Source organism: Azotobacter chroococcum, from assembly GCF_002220155.1.
GTDB classification, from domain to species: Bacteria; Pseudomonadota; Gammaproteobacteria; order Pseudomonadales; family Pseudomonadaceae; genus Azotobacter; species Azotobacter chroococcum.
The window spans coordinates 98383-110810 of sequence record NZ_CP011835.1 but is presented as its reverse complement, the minus strand read 5'-3'; the positions used below and the strand labels follow the sequence as shown (position 1 = coordinate 110810).

9 protein-coding genes are annotated in these 12428 nt (G+C 69.0%); 3 read left to right on the top strand and 6 right to left on the bottom strand.

All coding sequences use genetic code 11. From position 1 onward, the window contains the following. Positions 1-53: 53 nt before the first annotated feature. Entirely contained in the window at positions 54-1643 is a 1590-nt protein-coding gene (locus tag ACG10_RS00470) for a sensor domain-containing diguanylate cyclase (protein ID WP_089166711.1), read from the bottom strand. A 287-nt stretch (positions 1644-1930) separates the two neighbouring features. Beyond that, the gene (gene wrbA, locus ACG10_RS00465; protein ID WP_089166710.1) at positions 1931-2527 is read right to left on the bottom strand and encodes an NAD(P)H:quinone oxidoreductase; all 597 of its coding nucleotides are present in this window, start codon (positions 2525-2527) and stop codon (positions 1931-1933) included. Between the two features lie 134 nt (positions 2528-2661). Here wrbA and ACG10_RS00460 point away from each other — a divergent pair, with 134 nt between their 5' ends. Continuing rightward, complete coding sequence (locus ACG10_RS00460) at positions 2662-3891, top strand: nucleoside recognition domain-containing protein (RefSeq protein WP_089166709.1); 1230 nt, start codon at positions 2662-2664, stop codon at positions 3889-3891. Between the two features lie 10 nt (positions 3892-3901). On the opposite strand, the gene ACG10_RS00455 is transcribed toward ACG10_RS00460, so the two are convergent. After that, complete coding sequence (locus tag ACG10_RS00455; RefSeq protein ID WP_089166708.1) at positions 3902-4318, bottom strand: SMI1/KNR4 family protein; 417 nt, start codon at positions 4316-4318, stop codon at positions 3902-3904. Between the two features lie 510 nt (positions 4319-4828). Between ACG10_RS00455 and ACG10_RS00450 the strand changes: the two genes are divergently transcribed. Next, the gene (locus tag ACG10_RS00450; protein WP_089166707.1) at positions 4829-6223 is read left to right on the top strand and encodes a diguanylate cyclase; all 1395 of its coding nucleotides are present in this window, start codon (positions 4829-4831) and stop codon (positions 6221-6223) included. Between the two features lie 48 nt (positions 6224-6271). Here ACG10_RS00450 and ACG10_RS00445 read toward each other — a convergent pair whose 3' ends face one another. From ACG10_RS00445 to uvrD, 3 genes are all read right to left on the bottom strand, one after another. Continuing rightward, positions 6272-7126, bottom strand: coding sequence for a Tim44 domain-containing protein (locus tag ACG10_RS00445; RefSeq protein ID WP_089169750.1), 855 nt, complete (start codon positions 7124-7126; stop codon positions 6272-6274). A 157-nt stretch (positions 7127-7283) separates the two neighbouring features. After that, positions 7284-7850: a TetR family transcriptional regulator gene (locus ACG10_RS00440; RefSeq protein ID WP_089166706.1), complete on the bottom strand. Its 567-nt coding sequence runs from the start codon at positions 7848-7850 to the stop codon at positions 7284-7286. 101 nt (positions 7851-7951) lie between these two features. Further along, complete coding sequence (gene uvrD, locus ACG10_RS00435) at positions 7952-10132, bottom strand: DNA helicase II (RefSeq protein WP_089166705.1); 2181 nt, start codon at positions 10130-10132, stop codon at positions 7952-7954. Positions 10133-10252: 120 nt separating this feature from the next. Between uvrD and ACG10_RS00430 the strand changes: the two genes are divergently transcribed. Beyond that, on the top strand, positions 10253-12427 hold the full coding sequence (locus tag ACG10_RS00430; protein ID WP_089166704.1) for a putative bifunctional diguanylate cyclase/phosphodiesterase: 2175 nt from the start codon (positions 10253-10255) through the stop codon (positions 12425-12427). Position 12428 lies beyond the last annotated feature (1 nt).

Below are 12428 nucleotides of genomic sequence, written 5' to 3'. Positions count from 1 at the left end.
ACGCCGGCCGGCCTGGCGTCCCTTCCCCTCTCCCGCTTTCCCTCCCGCCGCCATCAGCCCACCGGCACATCCTCGCTGCCCACCTCCGTCTGTCCCGCCATGACGGCGCGGTTGCGCCCACCCCGCTTGGCCTGGTACAGCGCCTCGTCGGCCAGCCTGAGCACCGCCGCCACCGAGGCGGCACTGCCCGGCCAGTGGGCGACCCCGGCAGAAACGGTGACGAAGGAGCCGGTGGGACTCCGCGCATGGCTGATCAGGCCGCGCAGCCGCTCGGCGACCTGCATGGCCCCCTCCAGGCTGGTTTCCGGCAGCAACAGGGTGAACTCCTCGCCGCCGCCCCGGCAGACCAGGTCGCTGCTGCGCGAGATGCAGCCCAGCAGCCGGCTCACGTGCTGCAGCACCCGGTCGCCGATATCGTGGCCGTAGCTGTCGTTGACCTGCTTGAAGTGGTCGATGTCCACGGCGATCACGGCAAAGGGCCGCCGCTGCGCCTGCCAGCGCTCCAGGGCGAGCTGCAGGCCTCGCCGGTTGGTCAGCCCGGTCAGCGGATCGGTGATGTTTTCCTGGTTGAGCCGGCCGAGCTTGCCGTGCAGCAGCGCCAGGCCGTCCAGCATGGCGAGCTTGAGCTGTTCGGCCTCGAAGTACCAGGCACGCACCCGGCGGATCTGCTCCCGGGCGCTGGCGAACTCCCAGTACCGGGCGGTTATGGCCAATTGCCGCAGCGGGCGCACGATCAGCTTCGACAGCCACCAGAGGGCCGCCAGCATGGGGATGAAGAACGGCAGCGCAGCGAGCAGGATCTCCAGCATCAGCCCGTCGAGGGCGGCCAGGGTGGCGGCGCTGGGCCGCTGGGCAACGACGCCCCAGCCGGTGCCGGCCACCGGGGCATAGCCGGCGAGCATGTCGATGCCGGTGCTGTCGAGCACGCGCCGGCTGCCCTCCTCGCCCTGCAGCACGGCCTCGACCGCCGGATTGCCGGTGACGATCTCGCCGATCCGCGACGGCTCCTGGTGGTGGAGCAGATGCCGGTTGCCGTCCACCACATACAGCTGCGAACCGTCCTGGTAATAGTGGTTGCCGAGCAGCGCCTGCAGGCTGCCGTCGCTTTGCCCCAGGTGGATGGCGCCACCGACATAGCCCAGGTAGCGGCCGTCCGGGGCGAAGATCGGCTGCGAGAGGAAGACCAGCAGATGCCCGCGCAGGCCAACGTAGGGCGTGCTGATCAGGGGCTCGCGCGCAGCCAGCGCCCGCCGTGCGCCCTCGGCCTGCAGCACGCTGCCGACCAGCCCCACGCCCCAGGGCGCGGCGGCCTGCACCCGGCCGTCGGCGCCCACGACGAAGACCCCGTTGAAGGTGCCGGTCTGCGCCTTCAGGCGCGCGACCTCGGCGTCGAGCCGCTCCGTCTGGCCAAGCCGCTCCGGCAGCAGGGCGGCGCTGTAGGCGAGCTGCTGCTGCGCCGCCTCGAGGAAGGCGTCGGTGCTGTGGGCCAGCTTGGCGGCATAGGCGCGGTTGGCCTCCAGCGTCTGGGCGATCAGCTGGCGATGCAGGGTCTGGTAGCTGGCGTGGAAGCTGTTGGCGAAGGTCAGCAGGGTGGTGGCGATCGTCAACAGCAGGATCAGGCGGCGCAGATCGAGATGATGCATAGAATCTCTGAGGCAAAGATGACTACCGGCAAGCTCCCCTGTCGAAGGCCAGGGGGAGACAGGCGCAGGACGCGAACGGTCGCGCCTGGCTCTGGCGTCGGGCCGGGCTTCCCGATTTCCTGATGCGGCCTCCAGCCAGCCGGGAAGAACGGCGCCCTTCCTCGCGGCAGGCGCCGTCGCCCATGCGGCAGATTCTGGTGGCAAAAAGCCCCTGCGGAAAAGCCTTTCAGGTCAAGTCGTCGGTCAATGGTCGGAAATCGGCGGCCTCGCGGCGACAATCCGCGCCCCTATTGCATGCGCACCGTCAGGCGGGCCACATGGGCGCCCTGGAAGCTGGCCAGGATCAGCTCCTTCTCGCTCGGCTGGCGTGAGCCGTCCGCCCCGGCGATGGTCGCCGCGCCATAGGGCGAGCCGCCGCGCAGGTCGCTGATGTCGCTGAGTTCCGGCAGCACGTAGGGCAGGCCGACGATCACCATGCCCTGGTGTGCCAGGGTGTGCCAGAACGAGGTGATGGTGGTTTCCGAACCGCCGCCGGTGCCGGTGCTGGTGAACACGCTGGCGAACTTGCCGACCAGCGCGCCACTGACCCACAGCCCGCCGGTCTGGTCGAGAAAGTTGCGCATCTGCGCGGTCATGTTGCCGAAGCGCGTCGGCGTGCCGAACAGGATGGCGTCGTAGTCGGCCAGCTCCTTCGGCTCGGCCACCGGCGCCATCTGGTCGAGCTTGGCGCCGGCCTTGCGCGCCAGCGCCTCGGGCATGGTCTCGGGCACCCGCTTGAGGGTCACCTCCACGCCCGGCACGCTGCGCGCGCCCTCGGCCACCGCTTCGGCCATGCGCTCGATATGACCGTACATGGAGTAATAGAGGACGAGGATCTTCTTCATGATGGCGCCTCCTGGCTGGTTGGATCAGACAGGTATAGCAGTACCCCGGCGCCGTTGCGGAAAGGTGACCGGGCTGCGGCACGCCCGGCGGCGGACTCGCTATCATGGGCGGTCACGCTTTCCGGGAGATCGACATGCTCAACGGCCTCTGGCTGGGTTTTTTCCTGATCGCCGCGCTGACCGCCTTCGGCCGCTGGCTGCTGGGCGGCGAGCCGGCGGTGTTCGCCGCCATGGTCGACGGCCTGTTCGGCATGGCCAAGCTGGCCGTGGAGGTGATGGTCCTGCTGTTCGGCACCCTCACCCTCTGGCTGGGGTTCCTGCGCATCGCCGAACAGGCCGGGCTGGTGGAGCTGCTGGCGCGCCTGCTCGGCCCGCTGTTCCGCCGGCTGATGCCCGAGGTGCCGCCCGGCCACCCGGCGCTCGGGCTGATCACCCTCAACTTCGCCGCCAACGGCCTGGGCCTGGACAACGCCGCCACGCCGATCGGCCTCAAGGCGATGCGCGCCCTGCAGGAGCTCAACCCCAGCGCGACCACCGCGAGCAACGCGCAGATCCTCTTCCTGGTGCTCAACGCCTCCTCGCTGACCCTGCTGCCGGTGTCGATCTTCATGTATCGCGCCCAGCAGGGCGCCGACGATCCGACCCTGGTGTTCCTGCCGATCCTCCTGGCGACCAGCGCCTCGACTCTCGCCGGGCTGCTCGGCGTGGCCGTCATGCAGCGACTGAAGCTCTGGGACCCAGTGGTGCTGGCCTACCTGCTGCCCGGTGCGCTGCTGCTCGGCGCCTTCATGGCGCTGCTCGCCGGGCTCTCGGCGACGGCGCTGGCGGCGCTGTCCGCGCTGCTCGGCAACCTGGTGCTGTTCAGCCTGATCCTGCTGTTCCTGGTGATGGGGGCGCTGCGCAAGGTGGCGGTCTACGAGCACTTCGTCGAAGGCGCCAAGGAGGGCTTCGAGGTGGCGAAGAACCTCCTGCCCTACCTGGTCGCCATGCTCTGCGCGGTCGGCGTGCTGCGCGCCTCCGGGGCGCTGGACTATGCGCTGGAGGGCCTGCGCTGGCTGGCCGGGGTGGCCGGCTGGGACGTGCGCTTCATCGACGCGCTGCCCACCGCGCTGGTCAAGCCGTTCTCCGGCAGCGCGGCGCGCGCCCTGCTGATCGAGACCATGCAGACCCACGGGGTGGACAGCTTCCCCGCGCTGGTCGCCGCCACCGTGCAGGGCAGCACCGAGACCACCTTCTACGTGCTCGCCGTGTACTTCGGCGCGGTCGGCATCCAGCGCGCCCGCCACGCGGTGGGCTGCGCCCTGCTGGCGGACTTCTGCGGCGTGCTGGCGGCGATCGGAGTGTGCTACTGGTTCTTCGGCTGAGGCGGGCGACTCAAGCGCCTCGGTTTTCCAGCCAGACATCCTTGACCCAGTGCCACACCGAGTCCCAGCTCTCGTCGCTGAGATCGCCGCTGTCGCCGCTCCACAGCAGCACCTGGCCCTCGATGTCCACCACGTAGTAATCGCGGCCGGCCTGGCACAGCGGCACCAGGTCGCGCGGCACGCCCTGGTCCCAGGCGACCGCGGCGACTTCCGGCAGGTAGGTGTGCGACTGCGGATCGCTGGCGGTCACCGGCTCCAGGCTGCCGTAGACCACGTCGCTGACCTTGAGCAGGAACTCGCGCAGCTCGAAGGGCAGGTTGATCAGCAGCTGCTCCTCGATCTCCACCAGCAGGTCTTCGTCGGGCAGTTCCAAGGGCACCGGCACCGGCTCGTTCAGCTCGCGCAATTGTTCGATGACGTCTTCCACGGCTCGTTGTTCCTCAGGCAATGATGCGCGCTTTATACCCCAGCGCCCCGCCGGACAGAATCGCGGCCTGTCGCAGGCGCGGCCGGCCCGAAGACCGCGGGCGACTGCCGCGGGCAGTCGGCGTCAATGTCATGACGATCATTTGCCGCCTGCCTTTTGGCGGATGTCAAGCGCTGCGCCCGAATGCCGCAGCCTCCGGCTTGGAGCCCTTGTGAGCGGTCAACGACAATCGGCACGCACGTCCGTATGCTCCGTCTGCCGATCACACGCTCCCGCAGCTCCCGCCGGCGGAGACGGGCGGGACGAGGAGCCGGGGGCACGGCGATTGTCGCGCAAGGCCCGCATCCGGTCGAAAGCGCTTCGACCTCCGCCCGTGGAACGGGCATCCTTGGCGACTTCCCCTCCGGCAGCCTGCCGACGCGAGACATCTTCGTCCGCCGCGGCGGGGCTGGATGAGCAAGCGATCGACCCAGCGCGGCACTCCCGATGTCGAACAGAGCAGGATCTCTTATGCCCAGTACGTCCCCCGAACAACAGGCCGTCGAATGGAAACTGATGCTCATGCAATTTCCTGCGGCAGTCGCCGCCCAGGTCAGGGAGTTAGCCGCCACCCATCAGGCTGAACTGGCCGGGTATTTCTATGAGCAGATGCTGCAGGACGAGCAGGCCATGCTCTTTCTCACCCACGAGCAGGTGAAGAGCCGTCTGCACGGGACCCTGCAGCAATGGATCGTCTCGCTGTTTTCCAGCACCAGCGACGAGACCGCCCTGCTGGCGCTGATCGCCCAGCAGAAGCAGATCGGCGAGATCCATGCGCGTATCAAGATTCCCATCCACCTGGTGCTGCGCGGCGCCCGGCACCTGCGCGAGCGGCTGTTCGAGCTGCTCTGCCGGCAGCCCCTCGACACCGAGCACAAGCTCTTCGGCCAGCGCCTGATCGGCGAAACCATCGACCTGGCCATGGAGATCATGAGCCGCGCCTTTTCCGACGCCAATGACCGCAACTCGCGCAGCGAGGAGGGCTACCGGCTGTTCTCGGTGGCGCAGCACATCGGCGTCGAACAGGAGCGCCAGCGCTCCGCCCTGCTCGACTGGGAAAACCAGCTGATGTTCGATCTGGCCGTCGGCCAGTTCGCAGCGCAGCTGCCCCGGCTGTCCGGCTCGGAATTCGGCCTGTGGTTCCGCCACAAGGGCGCCCATGCCTTCCAGGGCTCCCGGGAAACCGAGCTGATCCTGCAGAGCATGCAGCAGATCGACGAGGTGCTGCTGCCGCTGTTCGAGAAGGCCGTGGCGGAGCCGAACGTCGAGCAGCGCCTGCACAACCTGCGCACCCTGCGCGAACAGGCCAAGGGCATCGTCTTTCATCTGGACAACCTGTTCGAGCAGGCCAATGTCCTGGAAAGCGGCCGCGACGTGCTGACGCGCATGCTCAACCGCAAGTTCCTGCCGGTGATCCTGGCCAAGGAAGTGGCCTACGCACGGCAGAGCGAGCGCACCTTCGCCGTGCTGGCGGTGGATATCGACCACTTCAAGCAGATCAACGACGAGTTCGGCCACGAGGCCGGCGATCTGGTCCTGCAGCAGCTGGCCGCCCTGCTCAGCAACCATTGCCGCGGCGGCGACTACGTGTTCCGCATGGGCGGCGAGGAATTTCTCGTGCTGCTGGTCGACGTCCACCAGGGACAGGCGCTCGGGGTGGCCGAGAAGCTGCGCCAGCAGGCCGAGAAGGAGCGCTTCCGTCTGTCGGGCGAGCACGACCTGCAGCTGACCGTGAGCATCGGCCTGGCCCTGCACGACGGCCACCCGGACTATCAGCGCCTGCTGCGCCAGGCCGACCGGGCGCTGTACGAGGCCAAGCATGGCGGACGCAACCGGGTGGTGCTGGCCAGGGAACTGCCGGGCTGAAAAAGGAAAACCCGGGCAAGCCCGGGTTTTCCGTCGCTGGGGTTCGGCTCAGCCGTTCTGGCGGATGCCGGCGATCAGCCAGGGCTGGTTCTCGCCCTGGCGGCGCTCCATGCGCCAGCTCTCGCTGAAGGTTTCGCCCTGCTCGAAGCGGGAGTTCTTCGACACGCCGCTGAAGGTCAGGGTGGCGACGGTCTTGTCGGCCAGGTCGTCCAGGCCGTCCAGCTGCACCTGTAGGTTCTCGACGTAGGTGGACTGGAAGCCGTCGCCCAGCTCGGCGCGCTCCTTGCGGATGAAGTCGAGCATCTGCGGGGTGACGAACTCGGCGATCTTGTCCATCTCGTTGGCGTCCCAGTGCTGCTGCAGGGCCATGAAGTGCTGGCGGGCGGCCTCCAGGAAGCGCTGCTCGTTGAACCAGGCCGGCGCCTGGATCGACGCGCGGCGTTGGGCGGCGGCCGGCGCGGCGCTGGCGGCGGCACGCGGCTGGGCCGGCATCTCACGCTGCATGGGCGCGTGACCGGCCATGGCCGGGTGCAGCTTGCGACGGCGGGCGGCGATCAGGCGGTACACCAGGAAGGCGATCAGCGCGAGGATCAGGATGTCGAGCAGCTGGATGCCGTCGAAGCCGTCACCCATAAACATCGAGGCCAGCAGACCGCCGGCGGCGATGCCGGCCAGCGGGCCGAGCCAGCGCGAGGCGCCGCTGGCCGGACGGGCGGGAGTCGGCGCGGCCGCGTTCGGCGCCGTGGCAGTGCTGCCGGCCGGCTGCTGCGGCTGGATCTGGCGGGTCTGGTGGGTCGGCTCGCTGCCGGACGACTTGCCGCCGCCGAAACGCTTGGCGTTGGCATCGAGGCTGAGGGTCATGGCCACGCAACACGCCATGCAGAGACTGAGAAAACGACGCATGTGGGGATTCCCGTAGTTGTAGTTGATGTCACGCATTTCATCTTGCCCAGCAGTGCCGGGAGCTGTCATTCATTATTTCCCAAGCTGAAAGCAATGGCGGCCGGACGCCGGGCAACGCCGGAGAAAAACTGTTTCGAGCTTTTGCCCGCGGACCGGCTCAGGGCCGCAGCAGCCAGGCCAGCGGCAGGCTGTACAGGCGCCGGCGCAGATAGGCGCGCAGCGCCGCCTCGTCCTCCCGGCGGTGGCGCAGCCAGTGGCTGAAGGTGCACAGATAGACGGTGCTGAGCGCGCACTCCTCGCCGATGCGCGAGAGGTGGGAGTTGGTCCGCCCGGCCGCCTCGCGCCACCACTGCACGGTGCGGCTGATGCGCATCAGCCCCAGCGCCTGCAGATGGACATGGCCGGGCTCGAGCTTGTAGCAGAGCATCTCCGCGGTCAGCCGCCGGTGCGGCGCCAGCGCCGCGAGCCAGACGACTAGCAGCTCCTCCAGCCGCCCGGCCGGCGTCAGCACCGCCAGACCGGCATCCCGGGCGCGGGCCAGCATGGCCGAGTCGGCGCGGTCGAACCAGGCTTCCACCAGGGCGTCCTTGTCCCGGTAGCGGCGGGCGACCTCGTCCAGTCCGACGCCCAGCGTGGCGGCCACGTCGAACAGGCGCAGCCGCTCCCAACCGCTGCGCTCGGCGATCTGCAGGGCGGTATCGAGGATCTGCGCGGAACTGGTCATGGACTCACCTCCGCCTTTCAGTATGGACGCTTCCAGAGCGGCTGACGGCGGCGGCGACCGGTGGTGGAAGAACCTGGGCCGGGCTGGCCGGGGCGATCCGGCTACACCGCCTCCAGCTTGGCGTAGCCGAGCATCAGCCACTTGCTGCCTTCACCCTCGAAGTTCACCTGTACCCGCGCCTGGGCACCGGCGCCTTCGAAGTTGAGGATGGTGCCCTCGCCGAACAGCGGATGGCGCACGCGCTGGCCGAGGGCAAAGGGGGTGTCCGGCACGGCGGCGCCGGCGAATATCGCGCCATGGCTGGGGCGGGCAGCGGCGGGGCGGCTGAGGCTGTTGGACAGGCGCACCTCGCGCAGCAGCGCCGGCGGGATCTCGCGGACGAAGCGCGAGATCTTGTTGTAGGTCTCGCTGCCGTACAGCCGGCGGGTTTCGGCGTAGGTCACCACCAGGCGCTGCATGGCGCGGGTGATGCCGACGTAGGCCAGGCGGCGCTCTTCCTCGAGGCGGCCGGGTTCCTCCAGGCTCATCTTGTGGGGGAACAGGCCCTCCTCCATGCCGACCAGGAACACCAGCGGAAACTCCAGGCCCTTGGCGCTGTGCAGGGTCATCAGCTGCACGCTGTCCTCGAAGTCGCCGGCCTGCTGCTCGCCGGCCTCCAGCGAGGCGTGGTCGAGGAAGGCCGCCAGCGGCGACTGGGCGTCCTCGTCCCCGGCGTGCTCGAAGGCGCGGGCGGCGCTGACCAGTTCCTCGAGGTTCTCCACCCGCGCCTGGGCCTTCTCGCCCTTCTCCGTACCGTGGTAGGCGCGCAGCCCGGAGTCCTCGATCACCACCTGGGTCATCAGCGGCAGCGGCAGCTGCTCGACCTTCAGGGCCAGGCCGTCGATCAGCTCGACGAAGGCGTTCAGCGCGCTGGCGGCGCGGCCGCTCACCAGCTTGCCGCCGACCGCCTGGTGCAGCGCGCCCCACAGCGAGAGGTTGGCCTCGCGGGCCAGCTGGCGCAGGGTCTCGACGGTCTTCTCGCCGATGCCGCGGGCCGGCAGGTTGATGATCCGCTCCAGCGCCGCGTCGTTGTGGCGGGTGTGGATCACCCGCAGGTAGGCCATGGCGTTCCTGATCTCGGCGCGCTCGAAGAAGCGCTGGCCGCCGTAGATGCGGTAGGGGATCTTCTCCCGCAGCAACGCTTCTTCGAGCACCCGCGACTGGGCGTTGGAGCGGTAGAGGATGGCGATCTCGCTGTGCGCCAGGCCGTCCTTGAGCGCCTGGCGGATGCTCTCCACCACGTAGCGCGCCTCGTCGTGCTCGTTGAAGGCGGCGTAGAGGCCGATCGGCTCGCCGTCCGCGCCCTCGGTCCACAGCTCCTTGCCGAGGCGGCCCTGGTTGTTGGCGATCAGCGCGTTGGCGGCCTTGAGGATGCTGCCGGTGGAGCGGTAGTTCTGCTCCAGGCGGATGGTCTCGGCGGCCGGGAAATCCTCGCAGAACTGCTGGATGTTCTCGATCCGCGCGCCGCGCCAGCCGTAGATCGACTGGTCGTCGTCGCCGACCGCCATCAGGCTGGCGCCGCCCTGCGCCAGCAGGCGCAGCCAGGCGTACTGCACGGCGTTGGTGTCCTGGAACTCGTCGACCAGCACATGGCGGAAGCGCCGCTGGTAGTGCTCCAGCAGGCCCGGCTTGTCGCGCCACAGGTCGAGGGCGCGCAGCAGCAGTTCGGCGAAGTCGATCACCCCGGCGCGCGCGCAGGCCGCCTCGTAGGCTGCGTAGATCTTCAGCTGGGTGGCGAGGAACAGGTCGCCGCCCGGCTGGATGTGCTGCGGGCGCAGGCCTTCGTCCTTCTTGGCGTTGATGAACCACTGCGCCTGGCGCGCCGGCCAGCGCTGCTCGTCGAGGCCCAGCTCGCGGATCACCCGCTTGACCAGGCGCTGCTGGTCTTCGGCGTCGAGGATCTGGAAGTTCTCGGCGAGACTCGCCTCCTGCCAATGGGCGCGCAGCAGGCGGTGGGCCAGGCCGTGGAAGGTGCCGATCCACATGCCCATGGGGCTGTGGCCGAGCAGCTGTTCGATGCGCGCGCGCATTTCGGCGGCGGCCTTGTTGGTGAAGGTCACCGCGAGAATCGAGTGGGGCGAGGCGCTCTCCACCTCGATCAGCCAGGCGATGCGGTGCACCAGCACGCGGGTCTTGCCCGAGCCGGCGCCGGCCAGCACCAGGTTCGGGCCGAGCGGTGCGGCCACAGCCTGGCGCTGGGCGGCGTTGAGGGTACTTAGCAGAAAGGATAGGTCGTCGCGCATCGCGGCATTCTAGCGGCCGCTGCGAAGACGGGGCAAACTCGGGGTGCCTTGCGATACGACACACCAGGGGCGATCTTCGTAATCGCCCGCCTTGGGACCGGATGTGTAGAAATCAATAACATGGATATGAATTTTCTCTTCCCCCCGAATGTAGTGCCGCCGGCCATAGCGCCGGAGAGCATCCGGGAGCGTTACGGCGTGCCAATGGAGGCGGCCCTGAACCGCCGGCTGTACCATGCCGCGCCGCTGCCGATCCTGTTGATGCTGAGCGGCGGCCTGAGCTGCGTATTTCTACTCTGGGAGCAGCACGACCTGGCCACGCTGACCTGGCTGGCGCTCTGGGTGGGTTCGCTGATCGGCCTGAGCCTGTGGCGGATCCTGGCCTTCCACCGTGCCTCGGCGGAGCACCAGGCCGAGGCGATCTGGCGGCACAGCTTCCTGCTCGGCGCCGCGGTTTCGGGGGCGACCCTGACCCAGATCGGCATCTTCCTCATGCCGCTGGCCACACCGCTGCAGCAGGCGCTGATCCATGGCCTGCTGGCGGCGGCGACCATCTGCGCCAGCATGGCCTATGCGGCCAGCCTGGGCGCCTTCCTCGCCTTCGCCCTGCCCGCCCTGCTGCCCTCCAGCCTGTATCTGCTCGGCCTCGACCACAGCCGGCTGCAGGGCTGGGGCATTCTCGGCCTGATCCTGCTGGCGGCCCTCGTGCTCAGCGCCTGGCAGATCAACCGGACGACCCGCCGCAACCTGCTGCAGCGCTTCCAGAACCGTTCGCTGCTGGAGTTCGAGAAGCAGACGCGGCAGGCCACCGCCCGGCTGAACGACGAACTTGCCCGCGAGGTGCAGCGGCGCCGGCGCGTTGAGGAGGAGTTGCGCAGCGCGCAGCAGGCGCTGGAGGAGCGGGTCGACGAACGCACCCGGGCACTCACCGCCAGCGAGCGGGCGCGCCGCGAGGAAAAGGCGCTGCGCCGCTATCAGGCCAGTCACGACCCGATGACCGGCCTGGCCAACCGCAGCCTGCTGCTGCGCCGCCTGAAGATCCTGGCCAGACGCCCGCGCGTACCTGGCCGCGAGCTGGTGCTGCTGCATTTCAACCTGGATCGCTTCAAGCGGCTCAACGAGAGCCTCGGCCATCAGCTCGCCGACGAGATCATCTGCGCGCTGGCCCGGCGCCTCGGCGACAGCCTGCGCCAGGCCGATACCGTCGCGCGGATCGCCGTCGACGAATTCGCCGTGCTGCTGGAAACCGACAAGACGCTGGAGGAGGTGGAGCAGCTCGGCCGTCGCCTGCTCAGCGTGCTGCGCCACGGCGTGCCGGTGGGCGAACACGAGGTGGTGGTCAGCGCCTCGCTGGGGATCGGCCTGCTGTCCGCGGCTGGCGGCGAGCCGGCCACCCTGCTCTGCCAGGCGGCCATGGCCATGCGCCATGCCAAGCAGTTCGGCAGCAATACCCTGCAGTTCTACCGCGACAGCCTGCAGAGCAGCAGCCGCGAGCGCCTGCTGCTCGAGGCGCAGCTGGACAAGGCGCTGGTGCGCGGCGAGCTGGAGGTGTTCTACCAGCCGAAGCTGAATTTCGCGGCGAACCGTCTGCAGGGCGCCGAGGCGCTGGTGCGCTGGCGCCACCCCGAGCGCGGCCTGGTGTCGCCGGCGCAGTTCATTCCGCTGGCCGAGGAAACCGGGCAGATCGACGCCATCGGCGATTTCGTCCTGCACCAGGCCTGCGCCCAGGCGCGCGCCTGGCAGCAGGCGGGGATCGCCGAACTGCGCGTGGCGGTGAACATTTCCATGGGCCAGCTGCGCCAGGGCGATTTCGTCGAGCGGGTTGGCGCCGTGCTGGTCAGCACCGGCCTGCCGGCGCACCTGCTGGAACTGGAGCTGACCGAAAGCCAGCTGTCGGACGACGTCGAGCACCTGGCCAAGGTGTTCACCCGGCTGCGCACGCTGGGCGTGCGCCTGGCGATCGACGATTTCGGCACCGGCTATTCGTCGCTCGGCTACCTCAAGCACCTGCCGGTCAACGTGGTGAAGATCGACCAGACCTTCATCCGCAGCCTGGACGGCTCCGGCCACGGCGGCGATGCGGCGATTACCCGGGCGATCATCGTCATGGCCCACAGCCTGGGCCTGGAGGTGGTCGCCGAGGGCGTCGAGGAGCCGGCGCAGCTGGAATTCCTGCGCGAGCACGGCTGCGACGAGATCCAGGGCTACCTGATCAGCCGGCCGGTGGAGGCGGCGACCCTGGCGAGCCTGCTGCGCGAGCAGGCCGCGCAGCAGGCCTGTGCGATGAGCGACTGAG